We start from the raw sequence: 20,913 nt of genomic DNA, 5'->3' as shown, positions 1-20,913 counted from the left end.
AAAGATCTTAGTTGCGCCAATGCTAACATTGGCAAATCGTTTATGTAAGGAAGCCGTATCGATTCTTTGAAGTTGGCGATGTTCTAGATACCGCGAAAGTGTGACGGGCTTCACGTTTAGTTGCTCGAGTTTGTAAAAGTGTTAACATGAGCACATTTCCCATAAGTGCTTAAGTGTTGTGTTTTTGAATGGATCGGCAAATACAGTTTCCTGATATAGCAGAAAGACTTAATAAGGTACGTATTGCACGCGCCCTAGCTTTGCTATCGCCGTTACAAAAACACTTATTCCATTTGATCCCTTTTTTAATTCACCAGAACGGTGTTCAGTATCCTGGCTATCATGCCGCCAATACGCCCTGTGGAATCAACGAGTATCAGGTTGGTGAGACTGAGTCCCAGGCCTGCGATGTGTTCTCGCTGCCTTTTACTACTCAAGAAGCGGATATCAATGCCTTTGAAGGCGTTTATGCGATGGGGAGTACTGGCAGTTTTGGCCAAAATGCCAAGAGCGATGTTGATGTTTGGTTAGTACATAGGGCTGATCTGTGTGCTGAGGATTTGGCGCTAATCAAGATTAAAGCGACTCGATTGACTGCTTGGTTTGCCGAGTATCAGTTTGAGGTGAATTTTTACTTAGTTCATCCGCAGCAGTTTTGTGGCGGTAAAGCCGTTCGTGGATGTCAATCAGCGATGGCCCATGAACATAGCGGTAGTATGCAACATTGGTTATTACTTGAAGAGTTTTATCGCAGCCAAATTCGTTTGGCGGGTAAAACGATTGCATGGTGGCCTGACGCTAAACTCAATCCTGCGCTCTTGTCCCTAGGCGATGTACATGAATTACCTGCGAGTGAGTACTTTGGTGCTTCGTTATGGCAGCTCTACAAGGGCTTAGAAAAGCCCCATAAGGCACTGATTAAAGTATTGCTACTCGAGGCTTATGCCAGTGATTATCCCCATTCAACTCTGCTTTGTGATCACTTATGGCAGAAAACGCTCGCCGGTGATTTTTCGACTTCGAATGATGCCTATTACTCTATCTATGAGATTATCGAAACCTATTTACTTAAGCAGAATGATACTCGCCGACTAGAGATAGTGCGGCGCTGCTTCTATTTAAAATGTGGCGTGCACTTGAGTCGAACTCAAGAGGGCAAAGATTGGCGTTATCCTAAATTGCAAAAGCTGGTGCAGGATTGGCAATGGCCAGATAGTCTGATTAGCACTTTAGACAATTGTGAACATTGGCATAGTGGCCAGCTCAATTGGTTTAACGAGCAACTGAATGAACTGTTATTAGCGAGCTACCAAACCTTATTACGCTTCGCATCGACACATGAGTTAAATGAAGGCTTGCGGATCGAAGATTTGGGAATGCTGACTCGCAAGTTGCATACCTATTTTAGTCAAGATGAAGACCAAATCGCTAAGCTGAATCTGCTGTGGAGTGCTTCAGTCGCTGAGTCCGAAGTGACTATGGTCTCAAGCTCCCGCGAGCGTCAATATTATCTGTATCGACAAGGGCCTCAGCCACAAAATTTGTTAGGCGAGTCGGCAATATGTAAGGGGAAAACCCCTTCAGCCTTAATGATTTGGGCATGTTTAAATGGGATCTCGACGCCGAGTACTCAATGGCATGAATATGGTCAGAGTAAGGCAAAGTCGAAACGGCTTACCGAAGCTTCAAAGCGGTTACTGAATTTTATCGACCACGATTGGCGTGTATCTAAACGTGACTTATGCCAGCCATGGCATTTTCGTAAGCTGATTTTCGTGCTCAATCTGGATTGCGATCCCACCATTGAATGGCAAGGACAGGAAATGATGGTCGATGTGATGAATGCGAACGTGTTCTCACTCGGGCGTAAAAAAGCCAATATGCTTGGTGCGTTAGATGCGATTTGCTTGAATAGTTGGGGTGAATGGCAGTGTCATCGCTTCGAAGGCGATACCGCGGTATTGCAAGCTTTAGCCTTTGTAACGCCGGGGCTAAGACGGGCCAGTTTACCTGTGGATATGGATGTGATCAGCTGTTCACAGAAGTTACGCCCACAGCTTAAATTAGCAGTGAAAAATCTACTAAAACAAACCATGCGTTTGTGCCAACAAGTGCAGCAATCCAGCACCTTAGTGCAGCCACTGCAGATAAGTCGTACTCGCTATGGGATCTTTTTTAATCCTTTAGGTATGGCTTATCAGGACTTGAGCGATGCCAAGTCATTTTATCAACAGTTATCCCGCAGTCATCTTGTACTATTGCCGCGGCCTGAATTAGGTGACGATCCCTTTTCGAGTATGCCGAAAGTGGTGCAAAACTATGCGGCTAAAGGCGCGATTCAGTATTTTCTACGCCAACGGGTCGATAACTTGGATGTATTTATCCTCGATGAGGAAAATCAACTAAGCCATTACGTGCAGGCGGGATCAAACATGGCCGAGTTGGTAAATAAAGTGAGCCATCACTATGTGTTCGATGAGCATTATGCTTCACGGGCCCGGTTTAATATTCCGCAATTTTTCCATTTAGTGCGGGTAGCCGGAGAGTTAACGGTGGCGCCTTTCGGTATCGATGTTAGCGATCAAGACACTGAGTTTTAGCTGGTTTTTAACATAAATAATGGGAGCCAAGGCTCCCATTATTGTTTTGTACTATTACGGTTTTGCACTACGACAGGCTTAGATTAAAAGCTAAGCTTAATGCCGCCTTGGCGCTCGATAGACTCTTGCACGAATGGCATAAACTCGCCGCCATTTCGTCCGTCCATCCATTTACCTTCAACAAAACCAAAGTGATATCCACCAAAGCGTGTGGCGACCCAAATCTCATGCAAAGGTTCTTGCTTGTTGATCACTATCTTAGAGCCATCAACAAATTCTAATTGCAATACGTTGCCACTGGCATCGATATCAAGATCGGCATCTTGCTCATCAATCGCAGTTTCAATCGCATTTTCTATGGCTTGGAACATGTCATCGGCGAGCTGGTGAAATTCTGTATCTGTCATGGCCATGCATTTCTGTCCTTTGCTTTCGTCAAGATGGGTGCGATTATAAGGCCATTAGTCACCAGATGCACAGATGTTGAGAAAAATGAGACTGTTTTTATTGTTATTGCTTGGTAGCCTATTCATTACTGCGTGCGGCCAGAAGGGCCCCCTCTATCGATCTCCGGCCACAGAGGTGAATCAGCCTAAAAAGGTTGAGGCGTCTAAACCTGAGCCTGAAGTAGAAGAGATTAAAACCGAAATTCGAGCCATCGAAGTACAAAAAACACAACAATAATAGCAGCTATAACTATCATCACTATCGCAGCGATAAAGCGCAGTAAGGAATCAGACATTGGATCACTTTCTCTACCAACAAAATGCCCTGCACGCCGAAGGCTGCCAGGTCGCCGACTTAGCTCAAACCTATGGCACGCCGCTGTATATCTATTCCCGCGCCACGCTAGAGCGCCATTGGCATGCCTTTAATAATGCCGTGGCAGATCATCCACATTTGATTTGCTATGCAGTAAAAGCTAATTCGAACTTGGCCGTACTGAATGTGTTGGCACGTTTAGGCAGTGGTTTTGATATCGTTTCGGGTGGTGAGTTAGCAAGAGTGATTGAAGCGGGCGGCGATCCCGCTAAAGTGGTGTTCTCTGGCGTGGGTAAAACTGCGGCCGAAATGGAACAGGCACTTAATCTGGGCATTTATTGCTTTAACGTCGAGTCGAGCGCCGAGCTTGAGCAGTTAAATTTGGCCGCAGGTCGTTTAGGTAAAGTGGCGCCAGTTTCCTTGCGAATCAATCCCGATGTGGATGCGGGTACTCACCCCTATATTTCGACTGGTCTTAAAGAAAATAAATTCGGTATCGCTATGGATGAGGCCGAAACCGTCTTCGCCCGTGCCCATGCTTTACCACATTTAAAAGTGAAAGGTGTCGATTGTCATATCGGTTCGCAATTGACCGAAATTCAACCTTTCCTTGATGCAATGGATCGTATGCTAGCGTTGATCGATCGTCTGGCTGAACAAGGTATTGTCATTGAGCATTTTGATGTGGGTGGCGGTTTAGGTGTGACCTATGATGCTGAAACTCCGCCGCATCCTGATGTGTATGCCGCCGCCATATTAGCGCGTATGGGCGACCGTCAACTGAAGCTGATCTTCGAACCGGGCCGTGCGATTGCCGCTAATGCGGGGATTTTTGTTACTCAGGTGCTGTATCTGAAAGAAAACAGCGACAAGCGTTTTGCGATTGTCGATGGCGCGATGAATGACTTAATTCGCCCAGCACTTTACAGCGCATGGCAAAATATTATCCCAGTCGTGCCAAGGGACTCTGAGGCCTATGAGTTTGATATTGTTGGTCCAGTGTGCGAAACCGGTGACTTTTTAGGTAAAGATCGCAAGCTGGCTTTAGTGGCTGGGGATTTACTTGCTGTGCGTTCGAGTGGTGCCTATGGTTTTGCGATGGCCTCTAACTACAACACGCGTCCTCGTGCGGCCGAAGTCATGGTCGATGGTGAGCACGCTTTCTTAGTGCGTGAGCGAGAAAAATTGTCTCAGCTCTGGCAAGGTGAGCAACTCCTGCCGTAAACTAGAAAAATTATATTGATTCAGGCGCTTGGTTTCATACTTAATGAGCGGCGCCTCGGCTTAAAGGATAAGTATCTTGATCCAATTCACTAAGATGCACGGACTGGGTAACGATTTTATGGTGGTCGATGGGGTCACGCAGAACGTGTTCTTTTCGCCTGAGCAGATCCGCCGTTTAGCCGACCGTAACTTTGGCATAGGTTTCGATCAATTACTGTTGGTTGAGCCGCCCTATGATCCCGATTTAGATTTTCATTATCGCATCTTCAATGCCGATGGTACTGAAGTCGAACAATGCGGTAATGGCGCCCGCTGTTTTGCCCGCTTTGTACGCAATAAAGGATTGACCAATAAGAGTAAAATCCGTGTTAGCACTTCATCAGGTAAGATGACTCTGCGTTTAGAGCGAGATGGCACCGTTACCGTGAATATGGGCGTGCCTATTCTTGAACCAAGTCTAATCCCCTTTAAAGCCAAGAAAGCCGAAAAAACCTATTTACTGCAAACACCACTGCAAACCTTTTTATGTGGCGCGGCTTCTATGGGCAATCCCCATTGTGTGCTCGACGTTGAAGATGTGGCGAGCGCCGCTGTTGCTGAAATTGGTGCCATGCTCACTAAGCATGAGCGCTTTCCCCGTGGTGTGAATGTGGGATTTATGCAAGTAGTGGATTCGGGCCACATTAAGCTGCGGGTGTATGAACGTGGCGCGGCCGAAACTTTGGCCTGTGGCACTGGCGCGTGTGCGGCCGTGGTTGTAGGCCAAGTGCAAGGGAAGCTCGGCCAGCAAGTGCGGGTGGATTTACCCGGCGGTACTTTAACCATCAACTGGGAAGGCGAGGGGAAACCTTTGTGGATGACGGGTCCAGCGCAGCATGTTTACGATGGACAAATTCAGTTATGACAGAGCCCTTGATGCCGCAGACGAATGTGCCCTTTGATGAGTTGATTATTCGCGAGTATCTGCTTGATAATCCTGATTTTTTCAATCGCTATCCCGAGCTATTGCTGGCAATGCGTCTGCCCCACCTGGAGCGCGGCGCCATCTCTTTGGTGGAACGTCGTCAAGAAATGCTACGCCAGCGAGTCAGCCAGTTGGAAGAAGAGATCACCAGTCTGTTAACGATGGCGGCGCGCAACGAGAAAATTTACCAATTCAATACTGAGTTATCCTTCCAACTACTGAATTGTGCCGATCTAGTGTCACTCAAAGAAATCTTAGCCGACAGTTTAAAATTACAGTTTAATTTCAGTCATGTGCGTTTGATCAGCGTTCTCGATGCCGATATGAAGGCAATATGGGATCAAAGGCTGCATAAAGGTCACTATTTTGGTCGGCTAACGGAACAAGAAGCCAAACGGTTATTTGGTAGCGAAGTGGGCTCGGTGGCACTGACTAAATTGTCGGAAGACAACCCAGTGATTTTTGCCATTGCTAGTCAAGATGTCACCCATTTTCATCCTGATATGGATAACATGCTGCTGGAACAGTTGCGGCGTTTACTGGCGCATATGCTTGCAAAGCTGTAACGGTCGTTGAGCTATAGTGCTCACCCAAAGCTTAGCAAAACCCACGAGGAAACCGATATGAGTACGCAAACAGGCGAAGTGTCGGCATTAAATACTCAATGGTTACAAACCTTTGAACGTTATCTGAGTACCGAGCGACAGTTGTCTGCCCATACAGTACGGAATTACCTTTACGAGCTTAATCGCGGTAGCGATCTCTTGCCCGAAGGCGTGCATTTACTCAATGTGAGCCGCGAGCATTGGCAGCAAGTGTTAGCCAAATTGCACCGCAAAGGTTTAAGCCCGCGATCGCTTTCTCTGTGTTTATCGGCGGTAAAACAATGGGGTGAATTTTTGCTGCGCGAAGGCGTGATTGAGCTTAATCCCGCCAAAGGCTTAAGTGCCCCCAAACAAACCAAGCCTCTGCCGAAGAATATCGATGTCGATGCCATCAGTCATTTGCTGGACATTGAAGGTACAGATCCGCTGAGTCTGCGTGATAAAGCCATGATGGAATTGTTTTATTCCAGTGGGTTACGTTTAGCGGAACTTGCCGCGCTCAATTTATCCAGTGTGCAATACGATTTGAAAGAAGTGCGAGTCTTAGGTAAAGGCAATAAGGAGCGTATCGTCCCTGTCGGTCGTTTAGCGATTACTGCGCTGCAGAATTGGCTCAATTGCCGAAAGCAGATCCCCTGTGAAGATAACGCCTTATTTGTGACTGAAAAAGGCAAGCGACTTTCCCATCGCAGTATTCAGGCGCGCATGGCTAAATGGGGTCAAGAGCAGGCATTATCGGTGCGAGTACATCCTCATAAGCTGCGTCATTCCTTTGCCACTCACATGTTAGAAGCGAGCGCCGATCTGCGGGCGGTGCAAGAATTATTGGGTCATGCGAACCTAGCGACCACGCAAATTTATACCAGTTTGGATTTCCAACACTTAGCTAAGGTGTATGATAACGCCCATCCTAGAGCGAAAAAAACACAGGATAAATAATGCGTTGCTATCTTAGACCTCAACATATTCAAGCGATCAGTTTCGATCTCGACGATACCCTGTACGACAATCTGCCGCATATTTTAAATGCCGAAGCTGAGCTGGCGACGTTTCTGTTGCAGACTTATCCATTGTCGCAGGCGTGGCAACCCCATGATTGGCGCAGGCTAAAGCTGCAACTTTTGCAGCAAAATCGCGAACTTGCCCACGATACTAGCGCAGCCCGTTTGGCAACGCTTCGCCAAGGTCTAATACAATTAGGGTATTCGGCGACTGAAGCCGAACGCGGCGCCGAGCAAGGATTAGCATGCTTTTATTTTTACCGCAGTCATTTCCAAGTGTCTGACGAAGTGCTCTTATTACTCAAGCGCTTATCGCAGCATTTTAGATTAGTCGGGATCACCAATGGCAATGTGGACGCCGAGCGAATTGGTTTAGGGGAAATTTTCGAGTTTGTGTTGCATCCAGGTAATGGCGTGCATATGAAACCCGCTAAAGACATGTTCGAATTGGCCTGCTCGCGATTAAACATTGCACCGCAATATTTACTGCATGTTGGCGACAGTATGAATGCCGACGTTCGTGGTGCTCGATTGGCGGGGTGTCAGTCTGTGTGGCTAAATCCCAGTTTTGGTCGAGTCGATTCCTTACCGATAGCCGCCTTGTTGCCCCATTTAGAAATAGCCTCCCTCGACGCTTTGATAAAAGTATTGGCTATCGACGCAAACTAGCTTAGCGTGCATTTTTAATCTGTATCTTTGGGTGATTGAGATCAAGGTTTGCCAGCCAAATTTGCACTAAAGTTAAGTTTTATATCACTAAAGTCACTGACTAAGGCTATTTTATGGCGCGTATCGGGTTGTTATTACTGCTCACTTTATGTTGGATCGCGCCGGTATCGGCCCATGAGATCCATTCAGGTGGCGGTTTCATGTCGGGTTTTAATCATCCCGTATTGGGCTTCGATCACTTGCTGGCTATGTTGAGTGTGGGCATGTTGAGCACCCAGCTCGGTGGCCGCGCGATTTGGACTGTCCCCTTAGCATTTGTCACCTTTATGTTAGTGGGCGGGATTTTAGGCTTATACGCCATTGCCGTTCCCTTCGTTGAAATTGGTATCGCCCTTTCTGTATTGTTGCTCGGCCTTGCCATCGCTTTTGATCGCCAAATCCCATTGCTATTCGCCATGGCCTTTGTGGGCGTATTCGCGATTTTCCACGGGCATGCCCACGGCGCAGAAATGCCGGAATTGGCTAGCCCAGTCCTGTATGCCCTAGGATTTTTATTTGGTACAGCAGTCATCCATTTAGGCGGAGTAATGATAGGCCTTGGAATGCAGCGGATGACAGGGCAACGCAATTTAATGCGCGTTACTGGCGTAGCGATTGCGGCCATGGGCGGCTATCTATTAGCAGGTTTTTAACGTAATAACAGGATGTTAGATTTACTGGATTAACGTGCCTTGAGTTGCTTCATGCAAAGATGGGCGCGGCGTAGCAGTAGATTGACTTGCCGACGGCTCGCGTGCATGTCGGCATCTCCCACCCTAAAATAACTCCCAGTGTAAGGATCGCTGCCTACGTAGATAGGTTTTAGCTGCTCAGGCGCCAGCGGTACGCGGATACGAATCAGCTTTTTATTCATAATTTCAATAATCTGCACATCTGAAATCGCTAAAAGATTGTGACTAGTGCGACTCGGGTCATCGAGTATTTCCCAAAATTCTTGTAGAACAGGAAGCGGGTTGGGAATGCCTTCAATACTGAAATGGCCACGTTCTTCGCGTACCCCTAGGATGATTTCGCCACCCAAAGTATTGGCAAAAGAGCTATAAGTCGCCCAAATGTCTTCGGGTAATTGACCTTGGCCATCGCGGCCACCTGCGAGTTTAAATTCTACTTGGGCCGATTCGTGCAAATTGGCAATATCATCGAGTGCAAATGATTGAAATGTCATGGCAGCTTATCCGTCAGCGACACATGACTTGTTGTAGCACGTCAACAATTGAAAGGCCAGACTTAGGTCTGGCCTCAAGGTTAAGCGGAAAATCTGTAATTTGGAGCCGCTACGGGATAAACATTTAATCAATTATTGAGTCAGACCCAATGCCTTAGGAAAAAGAATATTGTTTTCTAAGTGAATATGCTGATGTAAGTCCGCCTCAAATTCCGCCAGAGTGGCATAACAAACACGCCATGTAGTGCACGCATATTCAGGTGGTGTGAAGTCGTTAGTGAGCTCGTGTAATTTTTGTAAAATCAAACCGACTTCTTCATGCTCATGTTGCATCGCATTGATGGGGTTGCCAATATGACCAAAGCAAGCCTCAACCTGCTCTCCATGACTCATGGCGCGGATCGCCGGAAACAGTATTTTTTCTTCCTTCATTAAATGCGGCATTAAGTCTTCAACTAAGGCTCGTACCCATCCCGCAAAGGGAACGATTTCGGCATAGTGCTCACCGTGAGCGCGAATCATTTTCTCGGAATACTCGACCAATAAAGGGGCTTGTTCGCGCACGTATTGATGGTGCGTTGATTCTATATATTCGATAAGTTGATCTAAGGGTAATTGATTTAATTCATCTTCTTTGCCACCAGTAAGTGTTGCGGCATTCAGCGCAGCAACCACTTTTGCGGGATCTACATCTGCACGCTCACAGGCGACCGCCAGTGATTTACCCCCGCCACAACAAAAATCGATACCAAATTGACTAAACACATGTGTGCGGCGAAAGTCTTCTGCCACTAGCTCACCAATTTTTCGTTCTAGCCAATGATTGTGTTGAGAATTAAGCCCATGGGGTGGGAGTTGTGCATCTTTTGAGACAGAAGTAGCAGACATGAGTAGCTCCAGAGCAGCAATAAAGTTACATTCATATTATTTGCAGCTTTGGTTTGTGGCAACTAATCCTGACTAAAATACTCAGGATTTGCCGATGATGTCACAGTTAGACGAGCGAAATATCTCTTAAGGAGTAGAAGGGTATTGCTTTGATTGGAAATGAGATTGGAGCTGTGAGTTATCAATATTCTATAGGAGGTATGCAGTTGTGGTTTGCTGAGAGGCTTAGTTTGTTGTGATGAGCGATGCAGTTAAGTTAGAGAGAGGTGTGTTGCACCTCTCTCAGCGGGTCTTGCTAAGCTACTGTGAGTAATGATTACCCGAGTTGTCCCGCAATCATAAGTTCTTTTGTTTCAGGGACTTCATTATAGGATAAAACATGAAGTCCACGGGCGAATGCTAATGCATAACGCGCGAGGAAAGGCCTGAGTTGTGGAGAAACAAGTAGGATAGGGTTATAGCCTTTCTCTTTTGTCTCCGCGAGTAATTGGGGCATTCTTTGTTGTAGCTGCGCCAGTAGATTAGGTTCGATAGGGAAACTATCCAATGCAACTCGGCCCTGTTGCTGCGATTGATTTAACGCTGTCATTAAGGTTTGTTCTAATTCTGCGGTCAGCGTAAGTACATTCAACTGCGGACTGCTGCCTGCGATTTGATGCAAAATACTATTGCGTAAAGCGCAGCGCACATCGGCGGCGAGTAGAACGGGATCTTTGGTTTGCTCGCTGCATTCCAGCAAGGTCGTTGCTATGGTGCGTATGTCTTTTAGCGGCACTTGCTCTTTGAGTAACAAGCGGAAAACTTTGAGTAACTGAATGGGGGTTAAACAGGTACTGAGTGATTCCGCCAGTTTGGGGGCTTGCTTACTGAGCCTGTCAGTTAATTGCATAATATCATCATGTTGCAATAATTCAGGCAGTGATTCGCGCAATAACTTACTGACATGAGTGGCAATGATTGTCGCATTATCGACGACCGAATAACCTAAATTGAGTGCTTTGGCTTTTAGTTCAGGCGTAATCCAAATCGCATCCATTTGGTAAGCGGGTTCCTTAGTTAAAATCCCATCAATTTTGCCGTACACAGGACCACTTTTTATTGCTAACAGTAGATCAGGCTCTAATTCGGCGATAGCCACTTGAGTGCCCATAAAGTTAATTTGGTATGCATGTGGTGCTAAGGCTAGATTGTCGCGCACTCTCACTTCCGATAGCAGAAATCCGATTTGTTCTGAAAGGGTACGTCTGATCCCTGTTAGGCGTTTTTGTAATTCTGCTCCTTTGGTTTTTTCGACGAGATGAACCAGTCTATAGCCTAATCGTACTTCGATGATGTCGGTAAAAGGCAGGGATTCCCAGCTTGGCGCTGAAGGTTCTGTCAGGCTAGTTTCTATGAGTTCTTCAGTTTTCTCTTCAGTAAAGGAGGCCTTATTCTGGTTTTGTTTCCACGCCGCAAAGCCTAGTAATATTGCAAAAGATAAAAATACCAGTGCTGGCATTCCCGGGGTGATACCGAGAATCGCCATCACAATGGCTGCAGTGGCTAAGGTTCTCGGGTTAGCCAGTAACTGTCGACTCAATTGGGTCGGCATTTCTTCTGCGTCGGATACCCTAGTCACAATAATTGCGGCAGCAGTGGCGAGTAGTAATGATGGAATTTGTGCAACTAGGCCATCACCAATGGTTAATAACGCATAGGTTTTAAAGGCTTCTGTTGTACTCAGATCATGCATAAAGATGCCTATGCTGATCCCGCCAATAATGTTGATGGCTAAGATCAAGAGTCCTGCGATGGCATCTCCTCTCACAAATTTTGAGGCTCCATCCATGGAACCATAAAAGTCTGCTTCTCTGGCGACATCTTGGCGACGTAGGCTGGCTTGTTCGTGTGTGAGTGTGCCAGCATTGAGATCGGCATCGATCGCCATCTGTTTACCTGGTAGGGCATCCAATGTGAATCTCGCCGATACCTCAGAGATCCGCTCGCCACCCTTAGTGATTACAACAAAGTTAATAATCATTAGAATTAAGAAGATAACAGCACCGACGACATAGTTTCCGCCAATAACGACTTCACCGAAGGCTTGGATCACTTTACCCGCAGCATCGCCTCCTTCATGACCTTCAATGAGTACTACGCGCGTTGATGCAACGTTTAAGGTCAAACGCATTAAGGTCGCAAGGAGCAATAAGGTTGGGAATACAGAAAACTCTAATGGTCGCCGGATCGAGACGCTCACCAGCAGCACCATGACGGCAAGGACTATGTTAAATGTAAACAAAATGTCCAGTAGCCATGCAGGCAGCGGTAAAATCACCATCGCCAGAATAGCGAGCAGCATGACTGGAATGCCGATATAGCTGTAATTTCCTGAAAAGGTGCGAGAAAGCCAATTCATAGGTTAAGCAATCCTTTAATCGTGACGTAAATTAGGGGGAATAAAAAAATGTGGTAAAGGCTCAGGTTTCTGCTGTAAGCCCTTACGAGATGCTTTTATTTGCATGACATAACTTAATACGTGCGCTATGGCGATAAAAAGGGCACTGGGTATTTGTTGATCGACTTGCGTTGAATGATAAATAGCCCGCGTGAGCGGTGGGATATCAATAATTTCAATATCATGTTTTTTAGCGAGTTCTCGCATATAGAGGGCGAGTTCTTCGGTGCCTTTAGTGATGACGTAAGGCGCATCCGCTAAGTCAGGATTGTATTTTAATGCCACTGCATAGTGAGTAGGATTAACCAAGAGAACATCCGCTTTTGGAATGGTGGTATCTGCCCGAGAGCGAGCCATTCGTTGCTGTATTTGGCGGATTTTAGCTTTAATCTCTGGCTTACCTTCTTGCTGGGTATGCTCGTCTTTGACCTCTTGGCGTGACATACGTAATTCTTTGCTGTTATGCCAATATTGGTAAGGCACATCAATAAAGGCGATCACGAGCAGCCCAGTACCAAGATAAAACATGCCTTGCGACAGTAGATTGATGCCATCACGAACCGCTTTATCAATAGGGCGTTGATTGTAGCTAAGTAGTTCTTGTAAGTGACCATTCAAGAAAACCAACATAATTCCGATCAGTAACACAATTTTTAGGCATGACTTGAGTAACTCAACAAGAGATTGAGCGGAAAATATTCTTCCGACACCGGCAAGAGGATCGATTCGACTGTACTTAAAATTAGCATTTCCAAAATTAAATATCGGCCCCCCAGGTAAGGCTCCTGCAACTGCGGCCAACAGAGCAACCATGATGAATAGTGGGCCTAAGATGCTTAGCATTTCGACTAGGCTGGCGCCAAGATGGCGCATCATGATGTCTGGTTGCTCTAACTCTGCTCGGGTGAGCAGCATATTGTATTTAGCTAATCCACTGACTCTCGTCGCAAACCAATCCGCATTACTGGTCAGCATGGCAGAGCAACCAACGACCAGTGCTGCGGAGGCAAGATCTTTAGATCGTGGAACTTGGCCTTCTTCTCTCGCTTTACGCTTTTTCTGCGGTGTAGCTTTTTCTGTTTTATCTTGTTGGGGTGTTTTACTCATGAGATCCCTCCGATAAATTGGTACATGGCAGTTAATGCGTCTAAGCACAGATCACTGTAACGAGTTGGAATGCCGCTTAACGAAAGGAAGACGCAAATCAAGCCCATCAACAAGGTCATGGGAAACCCGAGCGAGAAGATGTTTAATGACGGCGCAGCGCGGCTTAATACACCAAAAGTGATGTTAACCATTAACATAGCGAGTACTGCGGGTATGGCGAGCATCAGCGATGCAGCAAATAGCCAGCCCATTCGACTAACCAATCCCATTAGCGGTAAGTCAAAAATCCCATTTCCAATTGGCCATAAACGAAAGCTATCAACAATGATGTTGAGCCCGACTAAATGACCGTCAAGAGCCAGAAAAATCAATGTACCAAAGATTTGTAACCATTCACTGAGAATGGGGTTGGTGTCGCCATTAGCAGGATCGTTCATCACCGCCATCGCTAGACCCATCTGCATCGACATAATAGTGCCAAGCATGGTCATCACATGGATTAAAATGGTTAAAAATAGCGCGAGCATGAATCCAATCAGTAGTTGCTCTATGGCTAAAAATAATGATCCAAGCGAGAGCGCATCGACAGCGGGAACGGGTGGCAGCATAGGTGCAATAAGCGCTGCAATACTTAAGGCAAGAAAAATTCTTACTGTTGCAGGCACATAGGAATTACCTAACAAGGGCATTATCATAAATGCCCCCATGATCCGGCAGAATGGCCACCAAAGGCTGCCGATTAACATGCTGAGTTCGGTTGAGGTGAGGGAAAGCATATCAACCGATAATATGAGGAATATTCATAAACAGCCTGTCAAATAAATCACTTAGCTGTTGTATGAGCCAATGGCCTGAAAACAGAACCATAAGTAGAGTAATGATAAGCCTTGGCAGAAAACTCAAGGTTTGTTCATTGACCTGTGTCGCAGCCTGAAATACCGCAACGATTAAGCCTAAAATGAGTCCCGGTGTCACCAACACAGAAACCATGATGATGACGAGAAACATTGAGTCAGCAAAGAGCGAGGTCAGTTCATTGATGTCCATCTAGCTACCCAAAACTTGCGGTTAAGGTGCTTACCGTCATAGCCCAACCATCGACTAATACAAAAACCATCAGTTTAAATGGGAGAGAAATAATTAACGGTGACAACATCATCATCCCCATAGACATGAGGACACTTGCGACAACCAAGTCGATAACTAAGAAAGGTAAGAAAAGTAAGAAGCCAATTTGGAAAGCTGTTTTGAGTTCACTCAGTACAAATGCGGGCATAAGGACAAAAAAGGGGACTTCCTCTGCTGCTTTCATGTGTGTGGGTTCGTTAGCTATTTTCAGCATTTGCTCAAGATCAGTTTCTCTTGTCTGCGCCAGCATAAATCGAGTTAAAGGGATTTTGGCTATTGAGACAGCCTCCATCAATTCGATCTTACCTTGGTCATAGGGCAAATAAGCTTCCTTATAAATTTTGTCTCCCACTGGGCGCATAATAAAGATAGTGAGTACTAATGCTATCCCAACAAGCACTCGGTTAGGGGGACTTTGTTGTAGTCCGAGAGCTTGTCGGAGAATGGCTAATACAATGATAATACGAGTAAAACTGGTTAGCATCATCAGCATGATGGGCAAGAAACTAATGGCCGTCATGAGCGCTAAAATTTCGAGTTTAATGTTAACTGCTTGACTGTCTTGAGCGCTATCCAGTGTGAATAAGGTCAGTCCTTCCGATGCGAGGGCTTGGGGAGCAAACAATAGAATCGCCAGTAACAATACCCGAACTATCATTCGTTACTTGTCCCATCGAGAGTAATGCTCTCTATTTCCAGCAAACGTACGCCATATCTTCCTGCCACTTCTACGACTTCGCCTCTTCCTAATAGTGCACCATTTACTCTGATATCCAGCGGCTCACCTACCATACGGTCGAGTGCGATAACATCACCTTCTCCCATACGATTTAGTTCGCCTAAAGACATTTCAGCACTGGCCAGTTCGAGAGTAACTTGAACAGGAAGTTGTTGAAAAAAATTATTATTTTTCAATTTACGGTTATGGGTGTCCGGCTTTGAAAATGCTCTCTCAGAGAAAATATCGTCCTCTAATAGAAAATCATCATCCGATAAAATAGATTGTTCAGCCAATGTCATGCTCCTCATGCTGATAAATATCTTGGGTCAATTTCGCTACCATCTGTCCTTCATGACTATGCACAGAGGCATGAAATAGCGGTGTGTTTCCGATTGATAACAAGGTTTTTGGATAGAGATTAATAGGTAAAATATCCCCAGTTTTTAATTGGCTGAGTGATTGCACCGGGATGCTATGTTGCCCTAATGTCAGCTGCATTTTTATGGGGAGACTTTTTAGCCAGACGGCTAGTTTTGCGGGTAAATCCGCAGATACTTCAGATTTCTTCGGCTGTTCGGCCAGATGCCCCAGTAAATGCTCAGTTAAGCAAAAGAGCATTGGAGGGGTTAGTGGGCCATTGGTAAAATTGAACGACCATACTGCCGATACTGCGAGTGGCATATGGCCTTTTATGAGCTCAACTTCAAGATTATTGGTTTCGATCGTGCTATTAGGTAGCTCCTCCACTACGGAAAGTAGCAACTTTTTGGCTAACCTAAATTCAGATTGGCTGGGGTTTCTCAAAGGAGAACTTAATGGTGTTGAGGTATTACCGTAATAATTACTCGCCAATTGATCGAGCGTGCAGCGATCAATTCTCCAATAACCGAGGGTATTTTGATGATGTTTTAATACAAACCATGAATAGCAATGTTCTGGAACGACAGGTGTTCTAGGTTCTGTTAACGTTGACCCCGAAACAGCGGGATGACCCTGTCTTAGTAGCGGAGATAGGATATTATTTATGGCATCGATAAGTGGACGATGTAGCTTTTCTAGCTGTTGCAATAATCGCGTTCTCGCTAGCTTTTCTTGAACTAGCATAATAGGTCTAATTATTTCATTGGAATTTGATTTTATAAGCCTAGCTTTCGCCGTCGTCTTCATTGTTCTTCCTATTAAACGTGTTTTTACTACTAGAATGCTGCTTGGCTACCTCCGTGATTCAGTTGGCGCATAAAAAACATACACAAACAGAGTGCCTAAATATTTATTTCTTTATCGTTAAGGATTAATGAATTTCTTAAAACAGTTAAGCGTTGAACTTTAGGTTCGACTCTGTTTTAAACGACGAGGATGATAAGTTAATAAGGCTTAAGTATTCAATAATAATTATAAGAAATGCTGAAATATATGTGAATAGAATTGTAGGGTAAAGTTGGTTGTGAACAAAATGTTTGTTTTGAGATTGTGTAAGAAGATATTAATGCTTTAGATTTTGCATTTTCGCGTCAATAAAAAGGCGGTTAGATATTATTTTGACATTTGTCGATATTTTGGCGGGCAATATTTATGTCAGCATTTACATATTGATTATTAATGATGATATTGTGTTGCAAATCTGTTTGTCTTTGATTTTAATTGTTTTTTGTGCGCTATGGTTTGTGGTTTATTTAATATTAAACATTGGTGGTTAAATTTTGTCACTATTTTAAAAGTATCGATGGTGCATTTTTATCATTGTCATATATTATTTTACAAATATATTTGGTATAAGTCAGTCCTAAGTTATATGCATCACTTTTTTGCGGTTTTTCTTTTAGACCTTTCATGGTTGATAGCAATTGATTCATATAATTCGGTGATACCTTAAACTTTGTTGCTGGTCACATTTCTTATCGATGATTGCACTAGAACACGTTTTAACCTTATTTAGTTGAGGGCATATCCTTAGCCATTGTCAATGTGGATACTCATTGTGTGTAGTTCTCTATCGCTGGCTTTGATATTACATGCGGAAATATATCTTCCGCATTTGGCTTCCGCATTTGTTTTTACTGTTCTTAATGGCTTGAGTTATTTATTGCTCATTCATCTAGATGGATAAGTAAGTAGTAATAGATTTTATATACACTCAAACACAAAGACTTATAGGTCTAAATTAAGGTGTTATTTAATGTACTGTAAACGAAAGGGAGTTAGTGAGTGGGTGGCCTAAGTATACGGATTGAAGGGTTAAACATATCTGCGGAACTTGCATGCAAAATAACACAGGAGGATTTTTATCTGTGGAGTGATGCAATGGAATTACCTTGGCTCACTATCGTTAACTTATCGGATTGTAGTCCTTGTGATGTGAAGTCCTATCTTGCCCGTTTTCCTGGCCGTAATATCGTCGCCTTATTAGCACCAGAGCAAGGTGAGTTGGCAGCCGCAGCAATGCGAGCTGGCGTACAGGATTATCTATTAATTCCCGTAGAAACTGAGCAGTTACTTGCCTCAATTCAACGATTACACCGTTTAGAGTTACCTGATTCTAGTTTGGTTGTCGCGGCTTCTGTTAGTCGACAATTGTTGATGTTGGCCCATCGCGCCGCAACCACTGAGGCCAGTGTTTTATTATTGGGTGAAAGTGGTACTGGTAAAGAACCGCTTGCTCGTTATATTCATCGCCACTCCTCCCGTTCACATAAGCCTTTCGTTGCGATTAACTGCGCTGCCATCCCTGAAAGTATTCTAGAGTCCGTTCTCTTTGGGCATGTCAAAGGTGCCTTCACTGGTGCCATTTGTGATAAGGCAGGAAAATTTGAGCAGGCCAATGGCGGTACTTTATTACTCGATGAAATTGGTGAAATGCCCTTGCCGTTACAGGCGAAGTTACTTCGAGTGCTACAGGAGCGTGAAGTCGAAAGACTTGGTGGCCAGCATGTTATACCACTGGATATCAGAGTCATTGCCTCTACCAATCGCGACTTAAGACAAGCCGTGGAGTTTGGACATTTTAGGGAGGACTTGTTCTATCGATTAGATGTTTTACCTCTGAAAATTAAGCCTTTAAGAGAACGAAAGGCTGACATCCTGCCTCTAGCTGAACATTTCTTAAATTTATATGGCCAATCTGATTGCTCAAGTCGCTGTTATTTCAGTGAGCACGCAAGGCAAGTGCTCGTGACCTATGATTGGCCCGGAAATGTAAGAGAGCTAGAGAATTGTATTCAACGTGCATTAGTGATGCGTAGAGGTCAGGCGATTCAAGTTGCGGAACTCGGGTTAAACATTCAAGAAGAGATGCTTGAGTTGGAGCCTTTAGGCGCCTCAGATGGGCTTAAAGCGTCAAAACAGCAGGCAGAGTTTCAATATATTATTGATGTACTTAAACGTTTTAATGGGCAACGCACATTAAGTGCAGAGGCGCTAGGGATGACGACTAGAGCCTTAAGATATCGCCTCGTCCAAATGCGTGAAGCGGGTATTGATATTGAAATGTTATTAGAGCAAGCGGGTCGAGCAGCTTAGAGCAATCAAAAAGTAATAGGAATGGAATATGTCTAATGGAGCGATTGTTAGCTCAAATATGTTAATGGAAACCTTAAACATTCATCGTGAAGTGGCTAAAGGGGCGATCAACATCACTTCAAACCCTGCCGATAATGGTATGGCTTATGGGTCATTCACTGACTTGATTAAGAGTAAAGTTTCTGCCGTTAACCAAGATCAGAACCAATCCTCTATGGCGATGGCGGCTGTCGATAGTGGAAAAAGCGATGATCTCGTCGGTGCTATGGTGGCTTCGCAAAAAGCCAGTTTGTCATTTGCGACTATGCTCCAAATTCGTAATCGTCTTGTGCAAGCATTTGACGATGTAATGAAGATGCCTATTTAAGGAATTGTGTGAATGTCTACCACTTTTGTTCAATCAGGTCAGGATATTACCGGGACTGAATCTTCGTCAGGATTCATTGCTGGCATGACCCAAAAATGGCATCGTTTTAACCGTGGTGATCGTCAGGTTATCGCCTTAGCTTTACTTGCGGTGGTTGTCGCCAGTGTCATAGTGTTGATGTTATGGACTGCTACTGCAGGGTATCGACCTTTATATGGCAGCCAAGAAAATGTCGATACTTCTCAAGTGTTAAATGTCTTGGATGCAGAAGGCATTGATTATCGCCTCGAGGCTAATACTGGGGCAGTCCTCGTTGCAGAAGAGCAAGTCGGTAATGCGCGTATGCTTTTGGCCGCAAAAGGGGTAAAAGCGAAAGTACCTTCGGGTATGGAGGCACTCGACAATACCGCGCTCGGTACGAGCCAATTTATGGAACAAGCTAAGTATCGCCATAGTTTAGAAGGTGAATTAGCTCGCACTATCATGTCGTTAAAGTCGGTCCGTGCCGCAAGAGTTCATTTGGCGATACCTAAACAAACTTTGTTTATCCGTCAGGAGCCTGAACTGCCGACGGCTTCCGTCATGCTGCAGCTAGACCCGAATACTCGACTCTCTGAAACACAAGTTGAGGCTATTGTTAATTTGGTTGCTGGCAGTGTGACTGGACTAACGGCCAGTAATATCAAAGTTGTCGATCAAGATGGTCGATATTTAAGTGAGAACATTTCAGGCAATCAAGACCTTAGCCAGTCTAGAAACAAGCAGTTACAGTACACGCGTGAACTTGAGAATAGCTTAGTGGCTAATGCCGCCTCTATGCTCGAGCCTGTGCTTGGTCAAGATAATTTCCAAGTGCGGGTGACTGCAAAAGTAAACTTCAATCAGGTGGAAGAAACTAAGGAGTCACTCGATCCGCAAAATGTCGTGACTCAAGAGCGTACGAGTGTCGATGATTCAAGTAATACTATTGCCGCGGGAATTCCCGGAGCTTTAAGTAATAAGCCACCCCAAGCAGGCAAAGAGGCGACGAATGATAAGACCCGTAATTTGAAGCAGGAAGAAAGTCGTCAATATGACGTTGGTCGTTCTGTGCGTCATGTTCGTTATCAACAAATGCAGCTCGAAAACCTCTCAGTTTCAGTGCTTATTAATAGTGCTACGGGTCAAGGAGCATTTAATGAAGAGGCTCAACTGGTTAAGTTTGGCAATATGGTCAAGGATGCCATCGGCTTTTCGGCGGCGAGAGGTGACAGTTTTACCATCAATGCCTTTGAGTTTACCCCAACTGTTACAGCGGAATTTACGCCGTCACCTTGGTGGCAATCAGAAAATTACCAAGCTTATTTACGCTACATCATAGGGGGCATCCTTGGCTTTGGACTTATTTTGTTCGTATTAAGGCCGCTGGTTAAGCACTTGACCCGAACCGCTCAAATTACTGCGCCTAGAATTGAGCCCGTTGCATTAAGTGCCGCTTCCGCTGCAGCACTCGATGGGTATTCCGCCGATACTTTACCAAATCAAGCCCATCAGTTACCGAGTGCTGACTGGCTAGGCAGTCAAGGTTTACCCGAGCCCGGCTCACCTTTGACCGTTAAAATGGAGCATTTAGCCTTGCTCGCAAACAAAGAACCCGCGCGTGTTGCAGAAGTGATAGCTCATTGGATAGGCGATAAAGACGGTGAATAATTCAATCGAA

At 45.1% G+C, this 20,913-nt stretch carries 21 protein-coding genes; 11 read left to right on the top strand and 10 right to left on the bottom strand.

Translation table 11 applies throughout. The features are described from left to right. Positions 1-188 precede the first annotated feature (188 nt). Positions 189-2,600, top strand: a complete 2,412-nt coding sequence (locus HQQ92_RS20080; protein WP_105250440.1) for a class I adenylate cyclase — start codon at positions 189-191, stop codon at positions 2,598-2,600. A gap of 83 nt (positions 2,601-2,683) precedes the next feature. Here the strand turns inward: HQQ92_RS20080 and cyaY are convergent, their stop codons facing one another. Then, positions 2,684-3,013, bottom strand: a complete 330-nt coding sequence (gene cyaY, locus HQQ92_RS20075; protein WP_105250439.1) for an iron donor protein CyaY — start codon at positions 3,011-3,013, stop codon at positions 2,684-2,686. Positions 3,014-3,092: 79 nt separating this feature from the next. Here cyaY and HQQ92_RS20070 point away from each other — a divergent pair, with 79 nt between their 5' ends. The 7 genes from HQQ92_RS20070 to HQQ92_RS20040 all read left to right on the top strand — a co-directional run bounded on the left by HQQ92_RS20070 (position 3,093) and on the right by HQQ92_RS20040 (position 8,517). Then, entirely contained in the window at positions 3,093-3,284 is a 192-nt protein-coding gene (locus HQQ92_RS20070) for a lipoprotein (protein ID WP_168825920.1), read from the top strand. A gap of 57 nt (positions 3,285-3,341) precedes the next feature. Then, positions 3,342-4,586, top strand: a complete 1,245-nt coding sequence (lysA, locus tag HQQ92_RS20065; protein WP_105250437.1) for a diaminopimelate decarboxylase — start codon at positions 3,342-3,344, stop codon at positions 4,584-4,586. A 76-nt stretch (positions 4,587-4,662) separates the two neighbouring features. Beyond that, positions 4,663-5,490 carry a diaminopimelate epimerase gene (dapF, locus tag HQQ92_RS20060; RefSeq protein ID WP_105250436.1) on the top strand — a complete coding sequence of 276 codons (828 nt, stop codon included), beginning with the start codon at positions 4,663-4,665 and terminating at the stop codon, positions 5,488-5,490. Continuing rightward, positions 5,487-6,116, top strand: coding sequence for a DUF484 family protein (locus HQQ92_RS20055; RefSeq protein ID WP_173247947.1), 630 nt, complete (start codon positions 5,487-5,489; stop codon positions 6,114-6,116). The genes dapF and HQQ92_RS20055 overlap by 4 nt, the downstream gene beginning before the upstream one ends. A gap of 57 nt (positions 6,117-6,173) precedes the next feature. Beyond that, the gene (gene xerC / locus HQQ92_RS20050; RefSeq protein ID WP_131523372.1) at positions 6,174-7,094 is read left to right on the top strand and encodes a tyrosine recombinase XerC; all 921 of its coding nucleotides are present in this window, start codon (positions 6,174-6,176) and stop codon (positions 7,092-7,094) included. Beyond that, a complete protein-coding gene (locus HQQ92_RS20045) occupies positions 7,094-7,825 on the top strand; it encodes an HAD-IA family hydrolase (RefSeq protein WP_173247944.1) in 732 nt (243 codons plus the stop codon). The genes xerC and HQQ92_RS20045 overlap by 1 nt, the downstream gene beginning before the upstream one ends. Positions 7,826-7,938: 113 nt before the next feature. Further along, entirely contained in the window at positions 7,939-8,517 is a 579-nt protein-coding gene (locus tag HQQ92_RS20040; RefSeq protein ID WP_105250432.1) for a HupE/UreJ family protein, read from the top strand. 29 nt (positions 8,518-8,546) lie between these two features. Here HQQ92_RS20040 and HQQ92_RS20035 read toward each other — a convergent pair whose 3' ends face one another. The 9 genes from HQQ92_RS20035 to HQQ92_RS19995 form a co-directional block, all read right to left on the bottom strand. Then, positions 8,547-9,050, bottom strand: coding sequence for a helix-turn-helix domain-containing protein (locus HQQ92_RS20035; RefSeq protein ID WP_105250431.1), 504 nt, complete (start codon positions 9,048-9,050; stop codon positions 8,547-8,549). Between the two features lie 132 nt (positions 9,051-9,182). Next, positions 9,183-9,938: an iron-sulfur cluster repair di-iron protein gene (gene ric, locus HQQ92_RS20030; protein ID WP_173247940.1), complete on the bottom strand. Its 756-nt coding sequence runs from the start codon at positions 9,936-9,938 to the stop codon at positions 9,183-9,185. 316 nt (positions 9,939-10,254) lie between these two features. Continuing rightward, on the bottom strand, positions 10,255-12,336 hold the full coding sequence (flhA, locus tag HQQ92_RS20025; protein ID WP_113940840.1) for a flagellar biosynthesis protein FlhA: 2,082 nt from the start codon (positions 12,334-12,336) through the stop codon (positions 10,255-10,257). A 15-nt stretch (positions 12,337-12,351) separates the two neighbouring features. Next, on the bottom strand, positions 12,352-13,482 hold the full coding sequence (gene flhB, locus HQQ92_RS20020; protein WP_173247937.1) for a flagellar biosynthesis protein FlhB: 1,131 nt from the start codon (positions 13,480-13,482) through the stop codon (positions 12,352-12,354). Further along, positions 13,479-14,258 (bottom strand): flagellar biosynthetic protein FliR, encoded by a 780-nt coding sequence (fliR, locus tag HQQ92_RS20015; protein ID WP_168825895.1) that lies wholly within the window; start codon positions 14,256-14,258, stop codon positions 13,479-13,481. The genes flhB and fliR overlap by 4 nt, the downstream gene beginning before the upstream one ends. Position 14,259: 1 nt before the next feature. Next, positions 14,260-14,529: a flagellar biosynthetic protein FliQ gene (locus HQQ92_RS20010; protein ID WP_006083412.1), complete on the bottom strand. Its 270-nt coding sequence runs from the start codon at positions 14,527-14,529 to the stop codon at positions 14,260-14,262. A 4-nt stretch (positions 14,530-14,533) separates the two neighbouring features. After that, positions 14,534-15,268: a flagellar type III secretion system pore protein FliP gene (gene fliP, locus HQQ92_RS20005; protein ID WP_131523383.1), complete on the bottom strand. Its 735-nt coding sequence runs from the start codon at positions 15,266-15,268 to the stop codon at positions 14,534-14,536. Then, a complete protein-coding gene (locus HQQ92_RS20000) occupies positions 15,265-15,624 on the bottom strand; it encodes a FliM/FliN family flagellar motor switch protein (RefSeq protein ID WP_131523384.1) in 360 nt (119 codons plus the stop codon). Before HQQ92_RS20000 ends, fliP begins: the two co-directional genes overlap by 4 nt. Further along, positions 15,617-16,498: a FliM/FliN family flagellar motor switch protein gene (locus HQQ92_RS19995; protein WP_113940836.1), complete on the bottom strand. Its 882-nt coding sequence runs from the start codon at positions 16,496-16,498 to the stop codon at positions 15,617-15,619. Before HQQ92_RS19995 ends, HQQ92_RS20000 begins: the two co-directional genes overlap by 8 nt. A gap of 1,038 nt (positions 16,499-17,536) precedes the next feature. On the opposite strand from HQQ92_RS19995, the gene HQQ92_RS19990 reads away from it, so the two are divergent. Genes HQQ92_RS19990 through fliF form a run of 3 tightly spaced genes read left to right on the top strand, consistent with a single transcriptional unit; the run spans position 17,537 to position 20,903 of the window. After that, positions 17,537-18,847, top strand: a complete 1,311-nt coding sequence (locus HQQ92_RS19990; protein ID WP_173247933.1) for a sigma-54 dependent transcriptional regulator — start codon at positions 17,537-17,539, stop codon at positions 18,845-18,847. Positions 18,848-18,875: 28 nt separating this feature from the next. Beyond that, the gene (fliE, locus tag HQQ92_RS19985; protein WP_113940834.1) at positions 18,876-19,214 is read left to right on the top strand and encodes a flagellar hook-basal body complex protein FliE; all 339 of its coding nucleotides are present in this window, start codon (positions 18,876-18,878) and stop codon (positions 19,212-19,214) included. A 12-nt stretch (positions 19,215-19,226) separates the two neighbouring features. Next, a complete protein-coding gene (gene fliF / locus HQQ92_RS19980) occupies positions 19,227-20,903 on the top strand; it encodes a flagellar basal-body MS-ring/collar protein FliF (RefSeq protein ID WP_173247930.1) in 1,677 nt (558 codons plus the stop codon). Positions 20,904-20,913 lie beyond the last annotated feature (10 nt).

The organism is Shewanella sp. DC2-4 (genome assembly GCF_013248875.1).
Lineage (GTDB): Bacteria > Pseudomonadota > Gammaproteobacteria > Enterobacterales > Shewanellaceae > Shewanella > Shewanella oncorhynchi.
This window is presented reverse-complemented; position numbering and strand designations above follow the sequence as displayed.

Coding starts and splice junctions, on each gene's coding strand:
- HQQ92_RS20080 (WP_105250440.1), top strand. CDS start 189: ATGGATCGGCAAATACAGTTTCCTGATATAGCAGAAAGACTTAATAAG.
- cyaY (WP_105250439.1), bottom strand. CDS start 3,013: ATGGCCATGACAGATACAGAATTTCACCAGCTCGCCGATGACATGTTC.
- HQQ92_RS20070 (WP_168825920.1), top strand. CDS start 3,093: ATGAGACTGTTTTTATTGTTATTGCTTGGTAGCCTATTCATTACTGCG.
- HQQ92_RS20055 (WP_173247947.1), top strand. CDS start 5,487: ATGACAGAGCCCTTGATGCCGCAGACGAATGTGCCCTTTGATGAGTTG.
- xerC (WP_131523372.1), top strand. CDS start 6,174: ATGAGTACGCAAACAGGCGAAGTGTCGGCATTAAATACTCAATGGTTA.
- HQQ92_RS20045 (WP_173247944.1), top strand. CDS start 7,094: ATGCGTTGCTATCTTAGACCTCAACATATTCAAGCGATCAGTTTCGAT.
- HQQ92_RS20040 (WP_105250432.1), top strand. CDS start 7,939: ATGGCGCGTATCGGGTTGTTATTACTGCTCACTTTATGTTGGATCGCG.
- HQQ92_RS20035 (WP_105250431.1), bottom strand. CDS start 9,050: ATGACATTTCAATCATTTGCACTCGATGATATTGCCAATTTGCACGAA.
- ric (WP_173247940.1), bottom strand. CDS start 9,938: ATGTCTGCTACTTCTGTCTCAAAAGATGCACAACTCCCACCCCATGGG.
- flhA (WP_113940840.1), bottom strand. CDS start 12,336: ATGAATTGGCTTTCTCGCACCTTTTCAGGAAATTACAGCTATATCGGC.
- flhB (WP_173247937.1), bottom strand. CDS start 13,482: ATGAGTAAAACACCCCAACAAGATAAAACAGAAAAAGCTACACCGCAG.
- fliR (WP_168825895.1), bottom strand. CDS start 14,258: ATGCTTTCCCTCACCTCAACCGAACTCAGCATGTTAATCGGCAGCCTT.
- HQQ92_RS20010 (WP_006083412.1), bottom strand. CDS start 14,529: ATGGACATCAATGAACTGACCTCGCTCTTTGCTGACTCAATGTTTCTC.
- fliP (WP_131523383.1), bottom strand. CDS start 15,268: ATGATAGTTCGGGTATTGTTACTGGCGATTCTATTGTTTGCTCCCCAA.
- HQQ92_RS19995 (WP_113940836.1), bottom strand. CDS start 16,498: ATGAAGACGACGGCGAAAGCTAGGCTTATAAAATCAAATTCCAATGAA.
- fliE (WP_113940834.1), top strand. CDS start 18,876: ATGTCTAATGGAGCGATTGTTAGCTCAAATATGTTAATGGAAACCTTA.
- fliF (WP_173247930.1), top strand. CDS start 19,227: ATGTCTACCACTTTTGTTCAATCAGGTCAGGATATTACCGGGACTGAA.